We start from the raw sequence: 25,683 nt of genomic DNA, 5'->3' as shown, positions 1-25,683 counted from the left end.
TTCTCCTAGGCGGTCCGCAGGAACCGGTCGAGCACCCGGACGCCGAAGTGCAGCGCCTCGACCGGCACCCGCTCGTCGACGCCGTGGAAGAGCGCCTGGTGGTCGAAACCTTCCGGGAGCTTCAGCGGGGCGAAGCCGTATCCGGTGATGCCGAGCCGCGAGAACTGCTTGGCGTCCGTACCGCCGGACATGCAGTACGGCACCACGTACCCCTCGGGCGCGAACTCCTCGACGGCGGCACGCATCCGGTCGTAGATCGGGGCGTCCACCGGTGCCTGGAGCGCCACTTCGCGGTGCTCGAACTCCCACTCGACGTCGGGGCCGGTGAGCCGGTCGAGGGTGGCGACGAACTCGTCCTCGCCGCCCGGGAGGTAGCGGCCGTCCACGTGCGCCACCGCCTCCCCGGGGATCACGTTTACCTTGTAACCGGCTCCCAGCATGGTCGGGTTGGCGCTGTTGCGGACGGTCGCCTCCACCAGGGCGGCCGCCGGGCCGAGCTTCGCCAGCAGCGCGTCCACGTCGTGGAGGTCGGCGTCGACGCCGTACAGCGCGGCCAGTTCGGTGAGGGCGGCACGGACCGTCGGGGTCAGCCGCAGGGGCCACCGGTGCTCGCCGATGCGCGTGACGGCGGCGGCCAGGCGGGTCACCGCGTTCTCCCGGTTGACCTTGGAGCCGTGTCCGGCGCGCCCGCGCGCGGTGAGCCTGACCCAGCCGGTGCCGCGCTCGCCCGCCGCGATGGGGTAGATCTCCCGCCCGGCGCCGTCGTGGAAGGTGAACGCCCCCGATTCGCCGATGGCCTCGGTGCAGCCCTCGAACAGCCCCGGATGCCGGTCGGCGAGGAACCCGGAGCCGTCCTCGGCGCTGGCCTCCTCGTCGGCGGTGAAGGCGACGACGAGGTCGCGCCGGGGCCGGACGCCCTGCCGGGCCCAGGCCCGCAGCACCGCCAGGATCATCGCGTCCATGTTCTTCATGTCGACGGCGCCGCGCCCCCACACGACCCCGTCCCGCACCTCGCCGGAGAAGGGGTGGACGCTCCAGTCGGCGGCTTCCGCCGGGACCACGTCCAGGTGACCGTGGACGAGCAGCGCGTCCGCGGCCGGGTCGGTGCCCTCGATCCGGCCGACGACGTTGGTACGCCCCGGGGTGCGTTCGAGGAGTACCGGCTCGATGCCCGCCTCGGCGAGGAGTGCGGCGGTGTACTCGGCGGCGGGCCGTTCCCGGCAGTCGCCACCGCCCCGGTTGGTGGTGTCGATACGGATGAGATCGGAGGTGAACCGGACGACCTCGTCCCGCGCCCGCGCGTCAGCCATACTGCTCCTCGATCGCGGCCGACACGATCGTCGTGACCGCCTTGAAGGTACGGATGCCCTCGTACATGGTGCCGCTGGTGTACGCGATCCTGCGCTCACCGGTCCGGGCGACGCCGGGCACGACGGTGGCCGCCATCGCGAGGTGCTCGGCGTCGAACTCCACCGCCACCGTGAACGGACCCTCGTCGACCGGCTCCTGACGGACCGCCAGCTGCACTGCCTCCTTCGCCGCCGCGCGGATGTCGGCGGCCGTGCGGGCCGGGGTACGGCACACGGCCGCGTACCGCGACACGTGGTCCTTGACCGCGACCTTCAACGCCTCCGGCGCGTACCCGAGCGCGTCCTCACAGGCCACGTCGTCACCGGTGACGAGGACGACCGGTACGCCGTACTCGGCGACCACCCGCGCGTTGAGCAGGCCCTCGCTGGCCCGTTCGCCGTTCAGCCAGACGCCGGTGAGGGAGTTGGCCAGGTAGGTGTGGGCGAGGACGCCCTCCATGCCGGCGCCCGCGTGGTATCCGACGAACGCGATGCCGTCCACGTCCCCGTGCTGGACGCCCTCCACCATGGAGAGGGACTTGTGCCGGCCGGTGAGCATCTCCACCCGCTCGTCGAGCTGTTCGAGCAGCAGGTTGCGCATGGTCCAGTGGGCCTCGTTGACCAGGACCTCGTCCGCCCCGCCGTCGAAGAAGCCGAGCACGGCGGCGTTGACGTCCGAGGTGAACATCGACCGGCAGCGCTGCCACTCCGGCGTCCCCGGCAGGACGTCGGCCGGCCAGGTGACACCGGTGGCGCCCTCCATGTCGGCGCTGATGAGGATCTTCACGTCCGGCCCCCGTCCTCTACGGAGATCCGAGCCTAGCGGGACACGCTCGGGTTTTCCGGGGAGCGACTCCCCCGACCGCCGCGACCGCACCGATCGCCCTGGCAGTCCGGGTGTCCGGGCTGTCCGGGCTGTCGCGCAACGGCCCGCCCGTGAAGACCCCTTCGGGCGAGGGACGCCGATGCGGCCGACCGCGCCCGTGTGGTGATGTGGGGACCCACGCCTTCACCGCAGTGCCACGAACGGGGACCCGGCCATGACCACGCACACCGCCCTGCCACCGGAACGCTTCGAGGCCGACCGGCCTCGTCTGCGGGCCGTCGCCTATCGCATGCTCGGCTCGCTCGGCGAGGCGGAGGACGCCGTGCAGGAGACATGGCTCAGGGCGGCCCGGGCGGACGTCGGTGACGTGGAGAACCTCAGCGGGTGGCTGACCACGGTCCTGGGCCGGGTGTGCCTGAACATGCTCCGCGCCCGCGGAACACGCCCCGAGGTTTCGCTCGACGCCCGGGTGGCCGAGCCCGCGGTCGCCGCGGCGGCGGGCGGCGACCCCGAGGAAGAGGCGGTGCTCGCCGACTCGGTCGGGGTGGCGCTGCTGGTGGTGCTGGACACGCTCACCCCGGCCGAGCGGCTGGCGTTCGTGCTGCACGACCTGTTCGCCGTGCCCTTCGACGCCATCGCCCCGATGATCGAGCGGACCCCGGCCACGACACGGCAACTGGCCAGCCGGGCCCGACGCCGCGTCCGGGGCGGCGCGCCGGATGCCCCCGCCGCTCCCGGCACCGTGGCCGACCGGGCCAGGCAACGCCGGGTCGCCGACGCGTTCCTGGCCGCGACGAGGGGCGGCGACTTCGAGGCGCTGCTCGCCCTGCTGCACCCGGACGTGGTCCTGACCGCCGACCGCTTCGTCGTGCCGACGCCGGAGCCCGTCACGGTCACCGGTGCCCGGCCCGTGGCGGAGGGCGCGATGGCGGCGACCGGCCGGGCCCGGTTCACCGGCCTCGCCCTGCTCGACGGCCGGGTCGGCCTCGCGATGGCGCCGCACGGCAGGCTGCGGCTGGTCCTGCTGTTCACGATCAGCGAGGGCGGGATCACCGGGATCGACGTGGTGGCGGACCGCGAGCGGCTGGACGCCATCGAGGTGGCGGTGCTCGACACCGTCGGCGCGGGGGCCGCGGGAGCCGTGGCCGCCGACGACTGACGGCGGCTGACGAACGGGCGGGGGCCGGCCCGGTCTCCTGGTCGGCCCCCGCCCGTCCCTCACCCGCTGCCCCGCTGCCCCCGCTCAGAAGGCCAGCACCAGCGAGGCCACCGCCGGGGCCGCGTAGACCAGCGGGAACGGCAGATGGGCGAACCAGCGGGCGCGCAGCACGGTGCCGGCGGCGCCGAGGAAGTACAGGACCAGTCCGATCGCGGCGAGCACACCGATCACGGGCACGAACAGTCCGACGAGCAGACCGGCCGCGCCCGCGGCCTTGGCGGCGCCGAGCCACGGCCACCACGAACGCGGCACTCCGTAGTCGGCCAGCGGCTTCACCGTCCACTCGGCGCCGAGCAGGATCGAGGCGGCCGAGAAGCCCGCCATGACGGCTCCGACGACGGTGACGACGACGTACGCGGTGCTCTGCTCGATGATCATCTCAGCGGCTCCTCGAGGGGTTGGTCGGCGTTCCTTCACCCCCCTGACACGCCGCCGCGCGCAAGTGTGACCGCCCCGGGAGCCCCTTTCGATGTGACAGCGGTCACCCGACGCGGGCGGCCACGTGCCACTTCGAGGGCAGTTCGATCCGGGTGCCGTCGGCCGTGAACTCGGTGGTGACGAGCGGAAGTTCGCCGGAGGCCAGCACGGTGAGTCCGGCGCTGCCCAGATAGGCGGGCACCGCGTCGTCGGCCACTTCGCCGGGGGTGAGGCCGTGCCGGAAGACCGGCGCGAGTTTCGGCGGCGGACCGTCCGGGCTCTGGGCCAGTCCGCCGAGGACGGGACGGGCGGCCTCCGACAGTTCGACGAGGAAGAGCCGGCCGCGTTCGCCCAGCAGCGTGGCGAGCCCGTCGACCAGCGGCTGCCGGTCGTCGGGTGCGCACTGGTGCAGGACGCCCCTCATGTAGACGTTGGCGTCGCCGAGTTCGGCGTGCAGCGTCCCGGCCGCGCCCTTCTCGGCCGCGTCCAGCAGCCGGTACGTCGCCTGTCCTGCGCGGTCGGCACGGCGGGCGTGGTCGAGGGCCGCGGCGGACAGGTCGGCGCCGACGACGTGCGGGAAGCGGTCGGCGAAGTACCGGGTCTGGGTGCCGTTGCCGCAGCCGACGTCCACCAACGCCAGCCCCGGGTCGGCGAGATGGGGTTCGAAGAGGGCCAGGTGGAGGGCGGCGGTCACCTTGGGATCCGCGTCCCAGAACACCTCGCCCGGTTCCTCCGGAGCCTCGCGCCAGAATCCCTCCCACGCCTCCCGGTACCGACTCGTCACGCTCATGCACAACTCCCCAGGACGCAAGGCCGATCCGTCGTGAGTGACGGGCGAGTACGGTCTATCGCTCCCTGGTCGGCGCGACAAGCGCGGAGGCCGTTCCTTCACGCCGCGTTCGAGGTCCGTCCGCCGTCCGGCGCACCCCGGCCGGCCCGCTCAGCGCCCCGCGGCCCGGCCTGGCAGCGTCAGTTCGAACCACACGGTCTTTCCCGCGGCCGTACGGCTGGTGCCCCACTCGCGGGCCAGCGCGCTCACCACGCGCAGTCCTCGCCCGGCCTCGTCGCCGGGTCCCGCGCTCAGCAGGGTCGGCAGTTCGTGGTCGTCGTCCTCGACCTCGCACAGCAGCGTGTCGCCGCGGACGAGACGCAGGGCCACGGGGCTCCGGCGGGAGTGCAGCAGGGCGTTGGTGACGAGCTCGCTCACCATCAGCTCGGCGGCGTCGGCGAGCCCGGCCAGGCCCCAGTCGTGCAGGTGTTCGCGGACCACCGTGCGGGCCCGGCCGACCTCCGCCGGGTCGAGCGGGAAGCGCCATTCGGCGACGTCGTCCGGCTCGATGCCGTTGAGACGTGCCATCAGCAGGGCGACGTCGTCCTTGCGGCCGCCGCGGGTGTTGAGGGCGCGGATGATGGTGTCGCAGGCGTCGTCCATGGAGGCGGCCGGGTGGGCGGCGGACTCGCAGAGGGTCGCGAGCCCCACGCCGATGTCCTCGCCGCGCACCTCGACCAGCCCGTCGGTGCACATCACCAGCCGGTCCCCGGGCTCCACCCGCACGCGTACCGCCTCGAAGGGCACCCCGCCGACCCCGACGGGCGCTCCGGTGGGCAGGTCCAGGAGCTCGCTGCGGCCGTCGACGGCACGCACCAGCACGGGCGGGATGTGACCGGCGTTGGCGAGGTGCAGCTCGCCCTCGATCGGATCGTAGACGGCGTACAGACAGGTCGCGAGGTAGGTGTCGCCCAGCCGTTGCGCCAGGTCGTCGAGATTGCGCAGGAGTTGGGAGGGCGGCAGGTCGAGGGCGGCCATGGTCTGCACCGCCGTGCGCAACTGGCCCATCATGGCGGCCGAGTTGAGTCCGTGTCCCATCACGTCGCCGACGACGAGGGCGGTGCGCGCGCCGGGCAGCTTCACCGAGTCGAACCAGTCGCCGCCGACCCGTCCGAGCAGCGTGCCGGGCAGATAGCGGGTGGCGATGTCACAGCCCGCCATGCGTGGCGGGATGTGCGGCAGCATGCTGTCCTGGAGGGTCTCGGCGACGCTCTCCTGGTAGGTGTACATGCGCGCGTTGTCGAGCACCAGGCCCGCACGGGCGGCGAGTTCGGCACCGGTGGCCCGGTCCATGTCGTTGAAGAGGGCGCGCTCGGGGTGGCGCAGCAGGATCATGAAGCCGAGGACGACGTCACGGGCCTTCAGCGGGACGACCAGCATGGAACGGCCGGTGATCAGGGGCCGGATGTCCCGTTTGTCGAACTGCGAGGCGATGGCGTGGCCCAGTTGCTCGCTGATCCGGGGCACGAGGACGGGCTGTCCGGTCGTCATGCACTGGAAGAACGGGGTGTGCGCGGGGAACGGCATGGCCTCGCCGACGGGTACGACGTCGTCCCAGCGGCCGGGTTCGTCGGTGTGTTCGAGGGCGACCCGGTGCCACATGGTCGTCGTGTCCGGCACGCCGTCGGGGAATCCCTCCCCGGCGACGACCTGTTCCCGCAGATAGGTGCCGGCGACGTCGGTGAAGCGCGGGACGACGGCCTTGCTGACCTCGACGATGGTGCGGGAGAGGTCGAGGGATGTGCCGATCTTCGCGCTGACCTCGTTGAGGAACTCCAGCCGCTCGCGGACGGCGACGTACTCGAGGTCCTCGCCCTCGTCGGCCGGGTCCTGCGGTAAGGGAGCCCCGTCGGCGGCGGCGCGGGCCGCCCGCTCACGGCGCGCTCTGCGCTCCACGCGCCGGGCGACCCCCCAGTCGGGGGTCACGGGCACCCGGTCGTTCTGACTGAACTCCAGGACCGGGTAGCCGAGTTCGAGGATCTGGGCGACGATGCGGGCGCTTTCGCCGACGCTCATGCTGGGCAGGATCTCGGGCAGCCGTCGGGCGAGTTCCGCGGCGCCGGGGAAGTCGGTGTGCAGGGCGAAGGCGGGCGCGATGCGTTCGACGGCCAGCGGGTCCGCCGGGTCGTCCCGGTGCAGTCCCGCCGCGTCCGCCGCCAGCACCAGCAGCCGTTCCGCGCCCGGCCCGACCAGCGGGTACGCCCACCACAGCACGTCGACCCGGCCGCGGTCGCGGTCCTGCCCCGGCACGGTCAGCCGGGCCCGCCCGGCGGCCGGGTAGCCCAGACCCCGGTCGAGGGAGGAGTCGAGGCCGGGCCCGAGCCCGTCGTAGGCCGCGTGGTCCCCATAGCCGCCGTAGCCGCCGTAGCCGCCGTAGCCGCCGTCCGGAAGATCGTCGTCGGGTTCGGGGAGCGCGCCGGAGACGGGGAGCAGGTCGATCGCGGGCCGGCCGAGCGCCTCCTCCTTGACGACGCCGAAGAGCCGGCGCGCGCCGGTGCTCCAGTGCGAGACGAGCCCCTCGCGGTCCACCACGACCACGGCCAGCGGGACGCGCCCGGCGTCGTCGGCCTCTTCCCCGCCCTCCGGGTGAGGGGACGCCCCCGGCGCGTCGCGCACCGTCCCGGCCGCGCCGCCGCCTGCTCCGCGGCGGGGAGGTACGTCCCTCTCGATGCCACGGTCCATGGCCCAGGCCCTCTCTCCCCAGAGCTGTGCAAGATCTGTCCCGCCGTCACCACCGTACGGCGCACGTCGGTCGGCATGTGCGGCAATCCTGGAATTGGTTTCAGCCGGGCGCGCCGGGGTACGCCGCACGTCCGGGCGTCCGCTCCGGGCGGTGTCAGTCCTCGTGACCGAGCTGGAGGTCGCGTTCCGTGCGCCCGCCGCCGGCCACTTGGAGCACGGTGGCGACCGGCGGGTAACCGGCGGCGATGACGGTGTACTCGCCGCTGGACCGGTCGACGAAGCGGAAGGTGCCGTCGGGCCCCGTGGTGAGGGTGTCCACGACGTTGCCCGCCGCGTCCAGGAGGGTCACGCGCGCGTCCTCGACGGGCCGCCCGCCGGTGGCCCGGACCGTGCCGCGCAGCAGGGCGCCGCCGGCGAGTTCGATGTCCTGGCGGGTCTCCCGGGCGGCCTGGACGCCGACCGGAACGGCGGCCGGGCGGAAGGCGGGCGCGCCGGCGGCGAGGGTGTACTCCCCGGCGACGAGTTCGGGGATGAGGTAACCGCCGTCGCGGCCGCTGCGGGTACCGGCGACCACCTCGCCGTGGATGTCGGTCAGGGTGACGGTGGCGTCCCGGACCGGGGAGCCGTCGGCGCTCAGCACGTTCCCGGCGAGACGTCCGGCGCCGCCGAGGACCACGTCCAGTTCGACGGGGCGCTCCGCGACGGTGACGGGGACGGCCCGCGGCTGGTGGCCGCCGGCCGCGGCGATCAGGACGTAGGTCCCGGAGCCGGGCGCGGTCAGCGCGAACCGTCCGTCGTCACCGCTCGCGTCCCGGCCGATCTGCTGTCCGCCCACGTCGATGAGCGTGAGCGCCGCGCGGGGCACCGCACCGCCGTCCGGGTGCCGCACCGTGCCGCGGACGGGGGTGCCCGCGGTGGGCGGCGCGTGCGGTGTGAAGGGCTGTGTGGCCGCCGGGTCCCCCAGCACGGGTTCCGCTGTGGCGGCGGTCTGGGAGACCAGCGGTTTCTCCTCGAGGAAGAAGGCGACGAGCAGGCCGAGGACCAGCACCGGCACGAGATACAGGAAGATCCTCGGCATGGCGTCGGCGTAGGCGCGGATATAGGGATCGCGCAGCTGCGGGGGCAGGGCGTGGACGAGCTGCGGCGTGAGGGACTCGGGGTCCGGCAGGCCGGCGCCCGTGCCGGCGGGCAGGCGGGTGCGCAGGGCGTCGGTGAGCCGGTCGGCGAAGAGCGTGCCGAAGACCGCTGCGCCGACGCTGCCGCCGATCTGCCGGAAGTAGTTGTTGGCGCTGGTGGCGGTGCCGAGGTCGGCCGGGCGCACCGAGTTCTGCACGGCGAGGACCAGGACCGGCATCACCAGCCCGATGCCGGCGCCGAGGACGGCCATCCAGAGGCTGTACTGGAGCCGGGGCGTGTCGGCCTCGAGCCGGGACAGCAGCCACATGCCGAGGGCGGCGAGGCCGCTGCCGAGCACGGGATAGGCCTTGTAGCGGCCGGTGTGCGTGATGAGCTGCCCGGAGAGGACCGAGGCGCCGACGATGCCGCCCATCATGGGCAGCATCAGCAGCCCGGACTCGGTGGCGGTGGCCCCGTCGACCATCTGGAGGAAGGTCGGCAGATAGCTCGCGGCGCCGAACAGCGCGACGCCGATCACCAGGCCGACCAGGGCGCTGACGTTGAAGACGGAGTCCCTGAACAGCCGTAGCGGGATGAGGGGTTCGGCGGCGGCGCGCTCCACGGCGAGGAACAGGGCGGCGGCGGCGGCCGCTCCCGCGCCGAGGCCGAGGATGACGCCGGAGTCCCAGGCGTGCCGGGTGCCGCCCCAACTGGTCAGCAGGACGAGGCAAATGGAGGCGGCGGCGAGCAACAGGGCGCCGAGGACGTCGAACCGGGGCCTGGCCGTCGGCTTCGGCAGCTTCAGCACGACGGTGACGACGGCGAGGGTGAGCAGGCCGAAGGGGACGTTGATGTAGAAGCACCAGCGCCAGGACAGATGGTCCGTGAAGTAGCCGCCGAGCAGGGGTCCGGCGACCGAGGCGAGGCCGAAGGCGGCGCCGATGAGGCCCATGAACCGGCCGCGCTGCCGGGGCGGGACGATGTCCGCGATGATCGCCTGCACCCCGATCATGAGGCCGCCCGCGCCGACGCCCTGGACCGCGCGGAAGGCGATCAGCTGATCCATGGTGCGGGCCCGCCCGGCGAGCGCGGAGCCGATGACGAAGACGACGATCGCGAACTGGAAGACGCCCTTGCGGCCGAGGAGGTCACCGAGTTTGCCGTAGATCGGCAGTCCGACCGTGGCGGTGAGCAGATAGGCGGTGATCGCCCAGGACATCCGGTCCAGGCCGTGCAGTTCACCGACGATCCTCGGCAGGGCGGTGGCGACGATCATCTGCTCCAGGGCCGCGAGGAGCAGGGCGAGCATCAGCGAGAAGAAGACCAGTCGCACCCGGCGGCGCTCCGGTCGCGCCGGTCCGGCCGGCGCGGGCGGCCGGTCCTCCGGGGCAGGTGCCGTGACCGGCTCGTCCTGTGCCGGCGTGGTCCCGCCCATGTACCGCTCCCTCGTCGCGCCTGCCCCGCAATTCCCGCGTAAAGCGACAACTACGAGCAAGCGCGACGAGTTACGGCGCCATCCCGGTCACAAGAGAGAACCACTCGAACCGGTGAAGTGAGTCAACGCGCGCGGAGCGCACGGGCGTTGCTCTACTTCTCGACCTCGGTGGCGAGATTGGCCAGGATCAGCTCGTAGATCCGGTTGAGGCCCTTGGGCGCGAAGGTCCTCTCGAAGAAGCCGCCGATGCCGCCGGCTCCGTTCCAGGTGGTGGTGACGACGACGCGGGACCTGCCCTCGCCCGCCGGGGTGACCCGCCAGACGGTGACCATCGAGGAGTTGCGGTCCTTCTCGACGAGCTCGCCGTCGGTCGGCTCGGTGACCTCCAGGAGGCAGTCCCGCACGCGCTTGCTGGTGGCCTGGAGCTTCCAGTGGACGACGGTGCCCTCGCCGTCGCCGCCCTCGCGCACCTCGTACTCGCTGAAGTGCTCGGGCAGCAGCTTCCCGCGCGCGCCGCTGTAGTCGGCGATGGTGTCGAACACCTTCTCCGGGTCCGCGGCGACGACCCGCTCGGTGGTGGCCTCGACCTGCGCCATGGGGGTTCCTCCAGGTCCGTGTTGCTCAGGGTTGTTCGGGGTTCCTCAGGTTCGGGGCAAGCCAACCACCCCGGTCCACGGCCGCCCAAATCGGGGTCCCGGAAGCGATCGCGGGGCGGTCGAAAAGGGCCTCCGAAAGGTCTTCCGCACGATCATGGGAACACATGTTCTATTGTGGGGGCAGTGCTACCGAGGAGGCGTCATGCGCTGGGACAACCTCACCGTGGAGACCCGTCACGACCGGCCGGCCGACGCCGCGCTGTTCGCCGCGGACGCGGTCACGACCAGGACGTTCGACACGCCCGAGTTCGCCGGCATCACCTTCCACGAGATCCGGGCCCGCTCGATCCTCAACCGGGTGCCGGGCGCCTCCCGGATGCCGTTCGAGTGGACGGTGAACCCCTACCGGGGCTGCACACACGCGTGCGTGTACTGCTTCGCCCGCAAGACGCACAGCTATCTCGACCTCGACACCGGGACCGGCTTCGACACCCAGATCGTCGTCAAGGTGAACGCGCCGGACCTGCTGCGCCGCCAGTTGGCCTCGCCCCGCTGGCACGGCGAGCACGTCGCGATGGGCACGAACGTCGACTGCTACCAGCGCGCAGAGGGCCGCTACCGGCTGATGCCGGGCATCCTGTCCGCCCTGCGCGACCGGGCGAACCCCTTCTCGATCCTGACCAAGGGCACCCTGATCCTGCGCGACCTCGACCTGTTGCGGGAGGCCGCCGAGGTGACCGACGTCGGCGTCTCGGTCTCCGTCGGCTTCATCGACACCGAGCTGTGGCGCACCGTGGAACCGGGCACGCCGGCCCCCGAGCGGCGTCTGGACGTCGTACGGACCCTCACCGACCACGGGATCGGCTGCGGGGTGCTGATGGCCCCGGTGATCCCCTTCCTCGGCGACGAGCCGGCCCAGCTGCGCGCCACCGTGCGAGCCGTCGCCGCCTCCGGAGCCACCTCCGTCACCCCGCTCGCGTTGCATCTGCGCCCCGGCGCCCGCGAGTGGTTCATGGCGTGGCTCGGACAGCACCACCCCGGTCTGGTGCGCCGGTACGAGCGGCTGTACGCGGACGGCGCCTACGCCCCCAAGTGGTACCAGCGGCGGATCACCCGTCAGGTCCACGAGTTGGCCGAGGAGTACGGGATCGGCCCCACGCGCGCGGGGATGCCCCGCCGGATCCCGCGGCCCGGGCCGGGGACGGAGGCGGTGGCGGAGCCGGCCGGGTCGGGCCCGACCCAGCTCTCGCTGATCTGAGCGCGTTCGAGCGCATCCGGCGACCCGAACGGGTCAATCGACAGCGGAACAGGTTCCTCGGGACGCCCTTCCCGGGACGATGCGGCAAGGGCCGTGACGTGTGCGGTCCGGCCGTCCTCGGCCCCTCCGTCGCCTCGGGAGCACTCCATGAACCACCGCGCAGCCGTGCTGTGCGCTGTCGCCGTCGTCCTGGCCGGGACGGTCACGGCCGCGCCCGCCGCCGCGACCCCCTCGCCCGCCGCGACCCCCTCGCCGGCCGGGGAGTCCGCCCGCGCGGCGCTCGCCTGGAAGGGCTGCGGCACCACCGCGCAGCCGAAGCTCCAGTGCGCGTCCCTGAAGGTGCCGCTCGACCACGAGCGGCCGGGCGGCGAGCAGATCACGCTGGCGCTGTCCCGCGTCCCGCACACCGCGAAGACGTACCAGGGACCGCTGCTGGTCAACCCGGGCGGTCCCGGCGGCGGGGGGCTGAGCCTCGCCGGGTTCGTCGCCTCGGCGCTGCCGAAGGCGGTGTCGGCCCAGTACGACGTCATCGGCTTCGACCCGCGCGGGGTCGGCAGGAGCACGCCCGCGCTGGACTGCGCGCCCGGCCACTTCGCCGCCGTCCGCCCGGACTCGGTGCCGAGCACCGAGGCGATCGAGGACGCGAACATCGCCCGCGCCCGGTCCTTCGCGGCGGCCTGCGCCAAGAAGTACGCGCGCGTGCTGCCGTACATCGACACGGTCAGCGCCGTACGGGACATGGACGCGATCCGGGCCGCGGTCGGCGCGCCGCGGCTGAACTACTTCGGCTACTCCTACGGCACCTACCTCGGCGCGGTGTACGCCAAGCTCTACCCGCAGCGGGTGCGGCGGCTGGTCCTGGACTCGATCGTCGATCCCACGGGCGTCTGGTACGAGGACAACCTCACCCAGGACCTGGCCTTCAACGACCGGCACCGCGCCCTGATGGCCTGGATCGCCAAGTACGACAAGACGTACGCACTGGGGACCGATCCGGAGCGGGTGGAGACCGCGTGGTACGCGATGCGGGCGGCGCTCGCCGAGAAGCCGGCCGGCGGCAAGGTGGGCGCCTCGGAGCTGGAGGACACGTTCCTGCCCGGCGGCTACTACAACGGCTACTGGCCCCGCCTCGCCGAGGCGTTCGCGGCGTACGTGAACCGCAAGGACACCGGCCCGCTGGTCGAGGCGTACGAGAACTTCGCCGCCGTCGACTCCGCGGGGGACAACGGCTACAGCATCTACTCGTCGGTGCAGTGCCGCGACGCCTTCTGGCCGCGCGACTGGGACGAGTGGCGCGCGGACAACTGGGCGACGTACGTGAAGGCGCCCTTCATGACCTGGAACAACGCCTGGTACAACGCACCGTGCGCGTTCTGGCCGACGGGGTCCGTGGGTCCGGTGGACCTCACCAACGGCAAGCTCCCGCCGGCCCTGCTGTTCCAGGCGACGGAGGACGCTGCCACGCCGTACGAGGGCGGTGCGACGGTCCACGCGCTGCTGCGCGGCTCGAGCCTCGTCGTCGAGGAGGGCGGCCAGAACCACGGTGTCACGCTGAGCGGGAACACCTGCCTGGACAAGCACCTGGCGGCCTACCTGACCGACGGCACGGTGCCGCGCGGGTCCGGCGGGGTCGACGCGGTGTGCGCGGCGCAGCCCGACCCGAAGCCGTCGGCGCCGAAGGCGGCGGCACCCACCGGCCACGGCTCGACGCTGCACGGGCTGCTGGGGTTCCGTGGCTGAGCGGTGACCGCAGGCCCCCCGGGGGCGTTGTCAGACCCGTGGTCCACCATGGACGCATGAGCGAACCGACCAGGATCACCGCCCCCGACGGGGTCGCCGCCGCGGCCCAGTACTCCCACGTCGTCATGGGCACCGGCCGTTTCGTGGCCGTCTCCGGTCAGCTTCCGCTCGACGAGCAGCGCAGGCTGGTCGGCGAGGGCGACCCGCAGGCCCAGGCCCGCCAGGTCTTCGAGAACCTGCGCCGCTGCCTCGCCGCGGCCGGCGCGACCTTCGACGACGTCGTCAAACTCACCTATTTCGTGACGGACATGGCCCACATGCCCGCGATCCGCACGGCCCGTGCCGCCCACATACCCGACGACCGCCTCCCGGCCGCCTCGGCCGTGCAGGTCGCCGCCCTGGTCCACCCGGACTTCCTGATGGAGATCGAGGCCTACGCGGTGCTGGCCGACTGAAGCCGCCGACGGGTCACCCCGATAGCCCCCGGCCGGCCCCCGCCGGCGGAGCCCGCCCGTGGGTACCGGAGGGGCTGTGGAGGGCCGTCGTCCGTGGTCCGGTCTCAGAGCACGGGGTCGGCGTACGCGGGGAACCGCAGGTACAGACCGATGTCCGCCGGCCGGTCCGGCGAGATCGTCCGGTAGCTGCACAACTCCTGTACCTGCCGCGCGTCCTTCGGCTGCTCCGCCGTCAACTGCCGCAGGATCTCGGCGTGCGGGCCCGGGTCGATCCCCTCCAGCTCCATGAGCCGGGCCACGCGTACGGACGCCTCGGCGTCGGAGCGGGTGTTGTCGGGCAGCCTCAGGTAGACGTTGGCCTCCTCGGGGCCGGACACGCCCTCCCGGAACGCCAGGCAGGTCATCGGCTCGTTGCGCACGACGCCAGTGTCCCGCCCGTAGATGACGGCGGCCGCGCGGGCCGCCCGGACCGGGTCGTGGCGGTGCGCCATGGCGGCCACGGTGTCCAGTTCCTCCATCGGCATGGGGCGGTGCCGGAAGTAGACCTTCACCCGGGAGGCGCCCCCGCCGTCCAGATCGAGGGCCATGAGCTCCAACTCGTGCCCGCGGCGCTCCAGTTCCTCGCTGCGCCGCGCCACCGGTTCCCAGGCCTGCGCCAGGCCCAGCCGGTGCATGGCGTGCGCCATGACCTCGTACGCGCGGTCCAGGCCGTGCACCTGCGGGTTGAGGTAGACCTTGTAGTGAGGCCGCTCCCCCGGCCGCCAGGCCAGCGAGTGCCAGATGGTGGCGCGGTAGCGATCGGGGTCGGACGTGAGGAACAGGTCCTCGACACTCAGGCAGCGCGTGATGTCCGTCCCGGGTCTGCCGCCGAGTCTCCGGGTCAGCTTGCGGCCCGCCTCCTGGCAGCCGAGGGGGGTGCCGTCGGAGCCGAGCGACTCGAACAGCACGCGGACCTCGGGCCGGCCGGCCTTCCAGCTGACGGAGAGTTCGGCGGGGAAGCCGTCGGCCGAGACGAACGACGGCGGATCACAACGCGTTCCCATGGGCCGCCCGCCCCACGGGTGGAGCGCCTCCCGCAGGTCCCGGAGCACACTCTCCGTCTCCTCTGCGTCCGTCCCCAGGCCCCGGCAGACCGCTGACCACTTCTCCTCCAGGAACTGCCCGAAGGTCGTGGTCGCGTCCTGAGGCGGGCTCAGGAGCGATATCTCGTCAGGGAGTTGAGTGCTGGTCACGCCTATCACCCTCCACAGCCGGACTGGTCCGGCTCGTCCGCGGTCACTTCGGCAGCAGCCCGACGGGCGCGCCGGCCCTCTAGTCCGGCCGGAAGGCGATCTTCCCATCGCGAAGATATTCGAATCTCGAACTAATGGGCGACAAGTGCCCGGCTTCCCCAGCAAACGGACCACGGACGGACAAGGAGGGGCGCCTCCCTTGTCCGTCCGTGGTCCGACGGTGCTCAGCGCTGCCCGGGGATGCGCGCCAGCGCGTGTACGGCCGCCTCCGCCAGGGCCGGGTGGGCCAGGGCGTCGGTGAGTACCGGTCGCGCGCGGTCGTCGGCCAGCGCGCCCAGGCCCTCCACACAGGCGAGGGCCACCCGGCGGTAGGGGTCGTGCGGGCTCAGACGCCGCCGCAGGGTCGTGATCAGCGCGGGCACCGACTCGGGTGCGCGCAGGTCCACCAGCAGCCGGACCGGGTGCAGGGCGTAGGCGACGCGCAGTTCATTGGTGGCCAGGGCGGCCGCGGCCCGGGCGGTGCGGGGATCGTCGAGCCGGGCCAGTGCGTGGGCGGCGGAGGCGCAGCGCGGCGGGTCGCGGTGGTTGAGCAGCAGGACGAGCGCCTCGAAGGCGCGCCGGTCGCCGGCGCATCCCAGCCGGAACGCGGCCAGTTCGCGGGCCCAGAGGGGCTGCCCCGACTCGGTGAGCACGCCCGCCAGTTCGTCGTGGTCCGCGGTGCGCGCCAACCGTTCGTACACCGCCGTCCCGCCGGACTCGCGCCGTAAGCGCTCCGTGAGTGATCGCAACTCTTCGTCCATGTTCCGAGCGTAGGGGGCCGGGTTCGGCGCGGTGACGCGAACCGGGCACACGGCCCGCCGCGCGGGAAGGGGCGTTCGAGAGGGACAGGTCACACCGCCGAGGGCTGGCGCGCTCGTTACCCACTGGTTAAGCTCATACGAGCGAGTTACCCACTCGCCTCACCTCCTCGTGGTGGCCTGGTGACGCAGTCGCCGCGAGAAGTCGGTTCGGTGCCACAGGTACCGCTGTACGACCCGGCCACGGGACAGGGCCGGTCGGATCCGCCGTTCGCTCCGGGCGTGTGCGCGCCCTCGGCGACGGCACCGGGCGTGTGCGCTCGTCAGCCCGGCAACACCCGCAACTCCTTCTCCGCACCCGGTGCGCCCAGGCTTCCGTGAGGCCGTCCGGCGCACCCGGGCGCGTTCCCAGTCGTCACCTCATTTCTGGAGTCCCGCGATGGCCGCTCCCCTGTCCGACATCCCTCTGTCCCCGCTCCAGACGATCGCCGTCATCGGCCTCGGCACCATGGGCACCGGCATCACCGAGGTCCTGGCGAAGGCCGGACGCGAGGTGATCGGCGTCGACATCAGCGAGGCCCAGGCCGCGCGGTCCCTCGCCGCCGTGGAGGCCTCCACCGCCCGCGCCGTGCAGCGCGGCCGGCTCACCGAGCAGGAGCGCACGGCGGTCCTGGCCCGCGTCCGCGTCTCCACCGACCTGCGCACGGCGGCCGAGGCCGACCTCGTCATCGAGGTGGCTCCGGAGTCGTACGAGATCAAGCAGCAGATCTTCCGGGAGCTGGACGGGCTGGTGCGGCCCGAGACCATCCTCGCCACCGGCACCAACGCGCTCTCCGTGACCCGGCTCGCCGCCGAGTCGGCGCGTCCGGAGCGCGTGCTGGGCCTGCACTTCTTCAACCCGGCGCCGGCCATGAAGCTGGTCGAGGTGGTCTCCTCGGTGCTGACCGCGCCCACCGCGGTCACCGCCGTCACCAACCTCGCCCTGGACCTCGGCAAGGAGCCGGTCGCGGTCGGCGACCGTCCGGGCTTCGTCGCCGACGGCCTGCTGTTCGGCTACCTCAACCAGGCCGCGGCGATGTACGAGGCCCGGTACGCCTCGCGGGAGGACATCGACGCCGCGATGCGGCTGGGCTGCGGACTGCCGATGGGCCCGCTCGCCCTGCTCGACCTGATCGGCGTGGACACCGCCCGTACGGTCCTGGAGGCCATGTACGCCGAGTCCCACGACCGCCTGCACGCCCCCGCGCCGATCCTCAAGCAGCTCAGCGAGGCGGGCCTGACCGGCCGCAAGTCGGGCCGCGGCTTCTACACCTACGACGCGCCGGGCGGCGCGACGGTCGTCCCGGACGCGCTGACGCCCCTGTCCGGCGCCGGCGCGGCACCGGGCCGTACGGTCCGTTCGGTCGGCGTGGCCGGTTCCGGCACCATGGCCTCCGGTATCGCCGAGGTCTTCGCCAAGGCCGGCTACGACGTCGTCCTGGCCGCCCGCAGCGAGGAGAAGGCGCAGACCGCCAAGGCCCGGATCGGCAAGTCGCTCGCCCGCTCGGTCGACAAGGGCCGGCTGACCGCGGAGGCCGCCGCCCAGATCCTGGACCGGGTCACCCCGGCCGGCTCCTACGACGCCTTCGCCGACGTCGACCTGGCGCTCGAGGCGATCGCCGAGGACCTGGAGATCAAGCAGCAGCTGTTCGCGACGCTGGACAAGGTGTGCAAGCCCGGCGCGGTCCTCGCCACGACGACCTCCTCGCTGCCGGTCGTCGCCTGCGCCCGCGCCACCTCGCGCCCGCAGGACGTGATCGGGATGCACTTCTTCAACCCGGCGCCCGCGATGAAGCTGGTCGAGGTCGTCCGTACGGTGCTGACCGCCGAGGACGTCCACGCGACGGTCCGCGAGGTGTGCGGAAAGATCAAGAAGCACGCGGTGGACTGCGGGGACCGCGCGGGCTTCATCGTGAACGCGCTGCTGTTCCCGTACCTCAACAACGCGATCAAGATGGTGCAGGAGCACTACGCCTCCCTCGACGACATCGACGCGGCGATGAAGCTGGGCGGCGGCTACCCGATGGGCCCCTTCGAGCTGCTGGACGTCGTCGGACTGGACGTCTCGCTGGCGATCGAGAAGGTGCTGCACCGCGAGTTCCGGGACCCGGGGCTGGCCCCGGCGCCGCTCCTGGAGCACCTGGTGGCCGCGGGCTGCCTCGGCCGCAAGACCGGCCGCGGCTTCCGCGAATATGCCCGCCGCTGACGGGACCGGCGAACGGCTGCACGCGGACGAGGACTGGGGCGGGCTGCTCGACCCCGTCCCGGGGTTTCCCCCGCCCCCCGAGGGCGGGGGAAACCCCGGACACGCGCACCGAGCTGCGCACATGCAGTACGTTCGGGTCATGCCCCAGCCCGCCAGGTCCTCACGTACACCCGCCACGCCCGATGCGCCGGAGAGCGCCGCGGGCAGCCGCGCGGCAGCCCAGCGGCTCAAGATGCGCCGCGAACTGGCGGCCGCGGCGATGGAGCTGTTCGCGACCAAGGGGTACGAGGCGACCACCGTCGACGAGATCGCGGCAGCGGCCGGAGTCGCCCGCCGCACCTTCTTCCGTCACTTCCGGTCCAAGGAAGAGGCGATCTTCCCCGACCACGACGACACCCTGATCCGGGCGGAGGCCGTGCTCAACGCGGCCCCGGCGCACGAGCATCCGCTCGACACCGTGTGCCGCGGCATCAAGGAGGTCATGAAGATGTACGCGGCCCGGCCGGAGATCTCGGTCGCCCGCTACAAGCTGACCCGCGAGGTGCCCACCCTGCGCGAGGCGGAGATCGCGTCGGTGGCCCGCTACGAGCGCCTCTTCACCCGCTACCTCCTCGGCCACTTCGACGAGCACGCCCACGACGACGACGCCAACGACGATCCGCTGCTCGCCGAGGTGGCCGCGTCCGCCGTGGTCACCGCCCACAACCACGTCCTGCGGCGCTGGCTCAGGGCCGACGGTCAGGGCGACGTGGAGACCCAGCTCGACCACGCCTTCGCGATCGTGCGCAAGACGTTCGGGACGGGCATCGGAGCCGGCCGCAACAGCGCCGGCGCCCCGCAGCACCTCCCCGCGGCGGTCTCCGCGCAGGGCGAGGTCCTGGTGACGGTCGCCCGCACCGACGCCTCGCTGGACGAGGTCATGCGCACCATCGAGCAGGCCCTCAAGGAGCGCTGAGCTCTCCTCGGAATCCCCTCCACGCTGTGACGACGGCCACCCCACCGGGTGGCCGTTTTGGCATGTCAGAGCACCTTTTCGCGCGGATTTCAGGGCCCGTTCGATCGATCATCGCTCATTTGTTACGTAAAGATTTCATCTGAGACCAAGTTCTGGCACTCAGTGCCTTGCGGGGTGACACGCGGTGTCATACGTTGAAGGTGTCCGGGCGGCCGGCGTGCAGAGACCTTTCGTACGCCGGCTGTCCCCGCAAACCACTCGGCTTGCGCGCCCGGACGCCTGCGTCACAGGCAACCTCCCGCGCCACAAAGCGCTGCCGAACAGCACATCCGCCGAACCGACGGCACGTTCGACCCGACCCTCAGCAGCACCGACGTAACCCTCAGCGCCCCGCCCTCAGGGCGCTCACCGCCGGAGGCAACACCGTGACCATGCAGAAGATCCTGGACGCGATCCAGTCGCCGGACTCGACGCCGGACGACTTCGCCGCTCTGCCGCTCCCCGAGTCCTACCGCGCGATCACCGTGCACAAGGACGAGGCGGAGATGTTCACCGGGCTCGAGAGCCGCGACAAGGACCCCCGCAAGTCCCTCCACCTGGACGAGGTGGCCCTGCCCGAGCTGGGCCCGGGCGAGGCCCTGGTGGCCGTCATGGCCTCCTCGGTCAACTACAACTCCGTGTGGACCTCGATCTTCGAGCCCGTGTCGACGTTCTCCTTCCTGGAGCGCTACGGCAGGCTCAGCGAGCTCACCAAGCGGCACGACCTGCCGTACCACGTCATCGGTTCCGACCTGGCGGGCGTGGTCCTGCGCACCGGCCCGGGCGTCAACGCCTGGAGGCCGGGCGACGAGGTCGTCGCGCACTGTCTGTCCGTCGAACTGGAGTCTTCGGACGGCCACAACGACACGATGCTCGACCCCGAGCAGCGCATCTGGGGCTTCGAGACGAACTTCGGCGGCCTCGCGGAGATCGCCCTGGTCAAGTCCAACCAGCTGATGCCCAAGCCGGACCACCTGTCGTGGGAGGAGGCGGCGGCCCCCGGCCTCGTCAACTCCACCGCCTACCGGCAGCTGGTGTCCCGCAACGGCGCCGGCATGAAGCAGGGCGACAACGTCCTGATCTGGGGCGCCAGCGGCGGACTGGGCAGCTACGCCACGCAGTTCGCGCTGGCCGGCGGCGCCAACCCGATCTGTGTCGTCTCCTCCCCCGAGAAGGCCGACATCTGCCGGGCCATGGGCGCCGAGGCGGTCATCGACCGCAACGCCGAGGGCTACCGGTTCTGGAAGGACGAGCGGACCCAGGACCCGAAGGAGTGGAAGCGCTTCGGCAAGCGCATCCGCGAGTTCACCGGCGGCGAGGACATCGACATCGTCTTCGAGCACCCGGGTCGTGAGACCTTCGGCGCCTCGGTCTACGTCACCCGCAAGGGCGGCACCATCACCACCTGCGCCTCGACCTCGGGCTACATGCACGAGTACGACAACCGCTACCTGTGGATGTCCCTGAAGCGGATCATCGGCTCGCACTTCGCCAACTACCGCGAGGCCTGGGAGGCCAACCGGCTGATCGCGAAGGGCAAGATCCACCCGACGCTGTCGAAGGTCTACTCCCTGGAGGAGACCGGCCAGGCCGCCTACGACGTGCACCGCAACCTCCACCAGGGCAAGGTCGGCGTCCTCGCGCTGGCTCCCGAGGAGGGGCTGGGCGTGCGCGACGAGGAGAAGCGCGCCCAGCACATCGACGCCATCAACCGCTTCCGCAACATCTGAGACACCCGAGGTCATAGATGACTGAGCGTCAGAAGGACCGGCCGTGGCTCATGCGCACGTACGCCGGTCACTCCACGGCCGAGGCGTCCAACGAGCTGTACCGGCGCAACCTCGCCAAGGGCCAGACGGGTCTGTCGGTCGCGTTCGACCTGCCCACCCAGACCGGCTACGACTCCGACCATGTCCTCGCCCGCGGCGAGGTCGGCAGGGTCGGCGTGCCGGTGGCCCATCTCGGTGACATGCGCAGGCTGTTCCAGGACATCCCCCTGGAGCAGATGAACACCTCGATGACGATCAACGCCACCGCCATGTGGCTGCTGGCGCTCTATCAGGTCGTCGCCGAGGAGCAGGGCGCGGACGTCACCCTGCTCCAGGGCACGACCCAGAACGACATCGTCAAGGAGTACCTGTCCCGGGGCACGCACGTGTTCCCGCCGGGGCCGAGCCTCCGCCTCACGACGGACATGATCGCGTACACGGTGTCCCACATGCCGAAGTGGAACCCGATCAACATATGCAGCTACCACCTTCAGGAGGCCGGGGCCACCCCGGTCCAGGAGATCGCGTACGCGATGTCCACGGCGATCGCGGTGCTGGACGCCGTCCGTGACTCCGGACAGGTGCCGGCCGAGAAGTTCGGCGAGGTCGTCGCCCGGATCTCCTTCTTCGTCAACGCGGGTGTCCGCTTCGTCGAGGAGATGTGCAAGATGCGCGCCTTCGGCCGCATCTGGGACCGGATCACCCGCGAGCGCTACGGCATCGAGAACGCCAAGCAGCGCCGCTTCCGCTACGGCGTCCAGGTCAACTCCCTGGGCCTGACGGAGGCGCAGCCGGAGAACAACGTCCAGCGGATCGTCCTCGAGATGCTCGCCGTGACGCTGTCCAAGGACGCACGCGCGCGTGCCGTGCAGCTCCCCGCCTGGAACGAGGCCCTCGGCCTGCCCCGCCCCTGGGACCAGCAGTGGTCGCTGCGCATCCAGCAGGTGCTCGCCCACGAGAGCGACCTGCTGGAGTACGAGGACATCTTCGAGGGCTCGCACGTCATCGAGGCGAAGGTCGCCGAGCTGGTCGAGGACTCGCTCACGGAGATCGAGCGGATCCAGGAGATGGGCGGCGCGATGGCCGCCGTCGAGTCCGGCTACCTGAAGTCGCAGCTCGTCTCCTCGCACGCCGAGCGCCGGGGCCGGATCGAATCCGGCCAGGAGAAGATCATCGGCGTCAACATCTTCGAGACGACCGAGCCCAACCCGCTCACCGCGGACCTCGACACGGCCATCCAGACAGTCGACCCGGCGGTCGAGGCACGGGTCGTCGCCTCCCTGGAGAACTGGCGCGACACCCGCTACCAGCCGCCCTTCAACCACCCGCGCCCGTGCAAGGCGCTGGAGAAGCTGAAGGAGGCGGCCAAGGGCACCGCCAACCTCATGGAGGCCACCCTGGAGTGCGCCCGCGCCGGGGTCACGACCGGCGAGTGGGCCGGGGCGCTGCGTGAGGTGTTCGGCGAGTTCCGCGCCCCGACCGGTGTCTCGTCGGCGCCGGTGGCGGTCCCGGCCGAGGAGGGCTCGGCCATGGCCGACGTCCGCCGCCGGGTCGACGCGACCGCGAAGGACATGGGCGTCGGCAAGCTGCGCTTCCTGGTCGGCAAGCCGGGCCTGGACGGGCACTCCAACGGCGCCGAGCAGATCGCCGTCCGCGCGCGGGACGCCGGCTTCGAGGTCGTCTACCAGGGCATCCGGCTGACGCCCGAGCAGATCGTGGACGCCGCGCTGGAGGAGGACGTGCACGCCGTCGGCCTGTCCATCCTCTCCGGCTCGCACGCCCAGCTGGTGCCGGACGTCCTCGAACGGCTGCGTGTGGCCGGTGCCACAGACATCCCGGTGATCGCCGGTGGCATCATCCCGAATGGAGACGCCGAACAGCTCAGGGCTGCCGGCGTGGCCGCGGTCTTCACCCCGAAGGACTTCGACATCACCGGAATCATCGGCCGCATCGTCGACGAGATCCGGAAAGCGAACAAGCTCGACCCCCTGGAGGTCCCCGCATGACCGTCAACCGTCTGCGTCCCCGCCGCTCGTGTCTCGCGGTCCCGGGCAGCAACCCCCGCTTCCTCGAGAAGGCGCAGGGCCTCCCGGCGGACCAGGTGTTCCTCGACCTCGAGGACGCGTGCGCGCCGCTCGCCAAGCCCGAGGCGCGGCACACCATCGTCAAGTTCCTCAACGAGGGCGACTGGACGGGCAAGACGAGGGTGGTCCGGGTCAACGACTGGACGACCGAGTGGACGTACCGCGACGTCGTGACGGTGGTCGAGGGGGCCGGCCCCAACCTCGACTGCATCATGCTGCCGAAGGTGCAGAACGCCCAGCAGATCGTCGCGCTGGACCTGCTCCTGACGCAGATCGAGAAGACCATGGGCTTCGAGGTCGGCCGCATCGGCATCGAGGCGCAGATCGAGAACGCGCAGGGGCTCAACAACGTCAACGAGATCGCGCAGGCCTCCCCGCGCATCGAGACGATCATCTTCGGCCCGGCCGACTTCATGGCGTCGATCAACATGAAGTCGCTGGTCGTGGGCGAGCAGCCGCCGGGCTACCCGGCGGACGCCTACCACTACATCCTGATGAAGATCCTGATGGCCGCCCGCGCCAACGACCTCCAGGCGATCGACGGCCCCTACCTCCAGATCCGCAACGTCGACGGCTACCGCGAGGTCGCCGGACGCGCCGCCGCGCTCGGCTTCGACGGCAAGTGGGTGCTCCACCCGGGTCAGGTCGAGGCGTCCAACGAGATCTTCTCGCCGTCGCAGGAGGACTACGACCACGCCGAGCTGATCCTGGACGCGTACGACTACTACACGTCCGAGGCGGGCGGCAAGAAGGGCTCCGCGATGCTCGGCGACGAGATGATCGACGAGGCCAGCCGCAAGATGGCGCTGGTCATCTCCGGCAAGGGACGCGCCGCCGGCATGCAGCGCACCGGCAAGTTCGAGATCCCGGAGGCCTGACCATGCAGTTCGGACGCACCTACGAGGAGTTCGAGGTCGGGGCGACGTACAAGCACTGGCCGGGCAAGACGGTCACGGAGTACGACGACCACCTGTTCTGTCTCCTCACCATGAACCACCACCCGCTCCACATGGACACGAACTACGCCGAGAAGACGACGGACTTCGGCAAGAACGTGGTGGTCGGGAACTACATCTACTCGCTGCTGCTCGGCATGTCGGTCCCGGACGTCTCCGGCAAGGCGATCGCCAACCTGGAGATCGAGTCGCTGAAGCACGTGGCGCCGACATTCCACGGGGACACGGTCTACGGGCAGACGACCGTGCTCGACAAGTGGCCGTCGAAGTCGAAGAACGACCGCGGGATCGTCCACGTCGAGACCAAGGGCTACAAGCAGGACGGCACGCTGGTCTGCGTGTTCCGCCGCAAGGTCATGGTGCCGACCGAGACGTACATCAAGGAGCGCGGCGGCGAGCAGCCGGGCCGCCCGGAGCTGAACGACCCTTCGGAAAAGACGGAGAAGTAGCCATGGCGCGCCTCGCCCAGACCGCCGGTCTGACCGACATCCAGCAGGAGATCCTCTCCACCGTCCGCGATTTCGTGGACAAGGAGATCATCCCGGTCGCGACCGGGCTGGAACACCGCGACGAGTACCCGCAGCAGATCGTCGACGGCCTCAAGGAGTTGGGCCTGTTCGGTCTGATGATCCCCGAGGAGTACGGCGGTCTGGGCGAGTCGCTCCTGACGTACGCCCTGTGCGTCGAGGAGATCGCCCGCGGCTGGATGTCGGTCTCCGGCATCATCAACACGCACTTCATCGTGGCGTACATGCTCAAGCAGCACGGCACGCAGGAGCAGAAGGACCACTACCTGCCGAGGATGGCGGCCGGCGACATCCGCGGCGCCTTCTCCATGTCGGAGCCGGCGCTCGGCTCGGACGTGTCCGCGATCACGTCGAAGGCGGTGAAGGACGGTGACGAGTACGTCCTCAACGGCCAGAAGATGTGGCTGACGAACGGTGGTACGTCGTCGCTGGTGGCCGTTCTGGTCCGAAGTGACGAAGGACACTCCCCCGAAGAGGCGGCCGCCAAGCCGCACAAGTCGATGACGACCTTCCTGATCGAGAAGGAACCCGGCTTCGGTGAGGTCCGCCCCGGTCTGACCATCCCGGGCAAGATCGACAAGATGGGCTACAAGGGGGTCGACACCACCGAGCTCATCATGGACGGCCTGCGTCTTCCCGCGGATCGTGTGCTCGGCGGGGTCACCGGCCGAGGTTTTTACCAAATGATGGACGGCGTCGAGGTGGGCCGCGTCAATGTCGCCGCCCGTGGTTGCGGCGTCGCCCAGCGTGCCTTCGAGCTGGGCGTGTCGTACGCCCAGCAGCGCCACACGTTCGGCAAGCCGATCGCCCAGCACCAGGCTATCCAGTTCAAGCTGGCCGAGATGGCTACCAAGGTCGAGGCCGCTCATGCCATGATGGTGAACGCCGCACGCAAAAAGGACTCTGGGGAACGAAACGACCTTGAGGCAGGGATGGCGAAGTACCTCGCCTCCGAGTACTGCAAGGAGGTCGTGGAGGACGCCTTCCGCATCCACGGAGGCTACGGCTTCTCCAAGGAGTACGAGATCGAGCGCCTCTACCGTGAGGCCCCGATGCTGCTGATCGGTGAAGGCACCGCAGAAATCCAGAAAATGATCATCGGGCGCAGGCTGCTCGAGGAATACCGGTTCCAGGGCTGATTGTCCGGGTTGGGGGTG

20 protein-coding genes are annotated in these 25,683 nt (G+C 71.4%); 11 read left to right on the top strand and 9 right to left on the bottom strand.

Going from position 1 to position 25,683, the window contains the following annotated elements; genetic code table 11:
* Positions 1 to 5: 5 nt before the first annotated feature.
* Positions 6 to 1,310 (bottom strand): M20/M25/M40 family metallo-hydrolase, encoded by a 1,305-nt coding sequence (locus tag AOQ37_RS11605; protein WP_062643958.1) that lies wholly within the window; start codon positions 1,308 to 1,310, stop codon positions 6 to 8.
* Positions 1,303 to 2,136, bottom strand: a complete 834-nt coding sequence (locus AOQ37_RS11600) for a M55 family metallopeptidase (RefSeq protein WP_062643956.1) — start codon at positions 2,134 to 2,136, stop codon at positions 1,303 to 1,305. The genes AOQ37_RS11605 and AOQ37_RS11600 overlap by 8 nt, the downstream gene beginning before the upstream one ends.
* 253 nt (positions 2,137 to 2,389) lie before the next feature.
* Between AOQ37_RS11600 and AOQ37_RS11595 the strand changes: the two genes are divergently transcribed.
* Positions 2,390 to 3,334 (top strand): sigma-70 family RNA polymerase sigma factor, encoded by a 945-nt coding sequence (locus AOQ37_RS11595; protein WP_062643954.1) that lies wholly within the window; start codon positions 2,390 to 2,392, stop codon positions 3,332 to 3,334.
* Between the two features lie 84 nt (positions 3,335 to 3,418).
* On the opposite strand, the gene AOQ37_RS11590 is transcribed toward AOQ37_RS11595, so the two are convergent.
* The 5 genes from AOQ37_RS11590 to AOQ37_RS11570 all read right to left on the bottom strand — a co-directional run bounded on the left by AOQ37_RS11590 (position 3,419) and on the right by AOQ37_RS11570 (position 10,469).
* Positions 3,419 to 3,772 carry a DoxX family protein gene (locus AOQ37_RS11590; protein ID WP_062643953.1) on the bottom strand — a complete coding sequence of 118 codons (354 nt, stop codon included), beginning with the start codon at positions 3,770 to 3,772 and terminating at the stop codon, positions 3,419 to 3,421.
* 103 nt (positions 3,773 to 3,875) lie between these two features.
* Positions 3,876 to 4,601 (bottom strand): class I SAM-dependent methyltransferase, encoded by a 726-nt coding sequence (locus tag AOQ37_RS11585; RefSeq protein WP_062643951.1) that lies wholly within the window; start codon positions 4,599 to 4,601, stop codon positions 3,876 to 3,878.
* 150 nt (positions 4,602 to 4,751) lie between these two features.
* Entirely contained in the window at positions 4,752 to 7,322 is a 2,571-nt protein-coding gene (locus AOQ37_RS11580; RefSeq protein WP_078890130.1) for a SpoIIE family protein phosphatase, read from the bottom strand.
* Positions 7,323 to 7,476: 154 nt separating this feature from the next.
* Positions 7,477 to 9,873: an MFS transporter gene (locus AOQ37_RS11575; protein ID WP_062643949.1), complete on the bottom strand. Its 2,397-nt coding sequence runs from the start codon at positions 9,871 to 9,873 to the stop codon at positions 7,477 to 7,479.
* A gap of 152 nt (positions 9,874 to 10,025) precedes the next feature.
* Positions 10,026 to 10,469: an SRPBCC family protein gene (locus AOQ37_RS11570; protein ID WP_062643948.1), complete on the bottom strand. Its 444-nt coding sequence runs from the start codon at positions 10,467 to 10,469 to the stop codon at positions 10,026 to 10,028.
* A gap of 202 nt (positions 10,470 to 10,671) precedes the next feature.
* Here AOQ37_RS11570 and AOQ37_RS11565 point away from each other — a divergent pair, with 202 nt between their 5' ends.
* The 3 genes from AOQ37_RS11565 (at position 10,672) to AOQ37_RS11555 (ending at position 13,922) form a co-directional block, all read left to right on the top strand.
* Complete coding sequence (locus AOQ37_RS11565) at positions 10,672 to 11,727, top strand: Rv2578c family radical SAM protein (RefSeq protein WP_062643946.1); 1,056 nt, start codon at positions 10,672 to 10,674, stop codon at positions 11,725 to 11,727.
* A 147-nt stretch (positions 11,728 to 11,874) separates the two neighbouring features.
* Complete coding sequence (locus AOQ37_RS11560; RefSeq protein WP_062643944.1) at positions 11,875 to 13,467, top strand: alpha/beta hydrolase; 1,593 nt, start codon at positions 11,875 to 11,877, stop codon at positions 13,465 to 13,467.
* Positions 13,468 to 13,523: 56 nt separating this feature from the next.
* The gene (locus tag AOQ37_RS11555) at positions 13,524 to 13,922 is read left to right on the top strand and encodes a RidA family protein (protein WP_062643942.1); all 399 of its coding nucleotides are present in this window, start codon (positions 13,524 to 13,526) and stop codon (positions 13,920 to 13,922) included.
* A 104-nt stretch (positions 13,923 to 14,026) separates the two neighbouring features.
* On the opposite strand, the gene AOQ37_RS11550 is transcribed toward AOQ37_RS11555, so the two are convergent.
* Positions 14,027 to 15,154, bottom strand: a complete 1,128-nt coding sequence (locus tag AOQ37_RS11550) for a tryptophan dimethylallyltransferase family protein (RefSeq protein ID WP_234436876.1) — start codon at positions 15,152 to 15,154, stop codon at positions 14,027 to 14,029.
* Positions 15,155 to 15,378: 224 nt separating this feature from the next.
* Positions 15,379 to 15,954, bottom strand: a complete 576-nt coding sequence (locus AOQ37_RS11545; protein ID WP_062643940.1) for an adenylosuccinate lyase — start codon at positions 15,952 to 15,954, stop codon at positions 15,379 to 15,381.
* A gap of 436 nt (positions 15,955 to 16,390) precedes the next feature.
* On the opposite strand from AOQ37_RS11545, the gene AOQ37_RS11540 reads away from it, so the two are divergent.
* The 7 genes from AOQ37_RS11540 to AOQ37_RS11510 all read left to right on the top strand — a co-directional run bounded on the left by AOQ37_RS11540 (position 16,391) and on the right by AOQ37_RS11510 (position 25,665).
* Positions 16,391 to 18,196: a 3-hydroxyacyl-CoA dehydrogenase family protein gene (locus AOQ37_RS11540; protein WP_062643938.1), complete on the top strand. Its 1,806-nt coding sequence runs from the start codon at positions 16,391 to 16,393 to the stop codon at positions 18,194 to 18,196.
* A 139-nt stretch (positions 18,197 to 18,335) separates the two neighbouring features.
* Positions 18,336 to 19,151 (top strand): TetR family transcriptional regulator, encoded by an 816-nt coding sequence (locus AOQ37_RS11535; protein ID WP_062644460.1) that lies wholly within the window; start codon positions 18,336 to 18,338, stop codon positions 19,149 to 19,151.
* Positions 19,152 to 19,582: 431 nt separating this feature from the next.
* Positions 19,583 to 20,920 (top strand): crotonyl-CoA carboxylase/reductase, encoded by a 1,338-nt coding sequence (gene ccrA / locus AOQ37_RS11530; RefSeq protein ID WP_062644458.1) that lies wholly within the window; start codon positions 19,583 to 19,585, stop codon positions 20,918 to 20,920.
* A gap of 17 nt (positions 20,921 to 20,937) precedes the next feature.
* Positions 20,938 to 22,965 (top strand): ethylmalonyl-CoA mutase, encoded by a 2,028-nt coding sequence (locus AOQ37_RS11525; protein ID WP_062643936.1) that lies wholly within the window; start codon positions 20,938 to 20,940, stop codon positions 22,963 to 22,965.
* On the top strand, positions 22,962 to 23,921 hold the full coding sequence (locus AOQ37_RS11520; RefSeq protein WP_057606081.1) for an HpcH/HpaI aldolase/citrate lyase family protein: 960 nt from the start codon (positions 22,962 to 22,964) through the stop codon (positions 23,919 to 23,921). The genes AOQ37_RS11525 and AOQ37_RS11520 overlap by 4 nt, the downstream gene beginning before the upstream one ends.
* Positions 23,922 to 23,923: 2 nt before the next feature.
* Positions 23,924 to 24,448 (top strand): MaoC family dehydratase, encoded by a 525-nt coding sequence (locus tag AOQ37_RS11515; protein WP_062643934.1) that lies wholly within the window; start codon positions 23,924 to 23,926, stop codon positions 24,446 to 24,448.
* Positions 24,449 to 24,450: 2 nt separating this feature from the next.
* Complete coding sequence (locus AOQ37_RS11510; RefSeq protein WP_062643932.1) at positions 24,451 to 25,665, top strand: acyl-CoA dehydrogenase family protein; 1,215 nt, start codon at positions 24,451 to 24,453, stop codon at positions 25,663 to 25,665.
* Positions 25,666 to 25,683 lie beyond the last annotated feature (18 nt).

Source organism: Streptomyces maremycinicus, assembly GCF_001184025.1.
Lineage (GTDB): Bacteria > Actinomycetota > Actinomycetes > Streptomycetales > Streptomycetaceae > Streptomyces > Streptomyces maremycinicus.
This window is presented reverse-complemented; position numbering and strand designations above follow the sequence as displayed.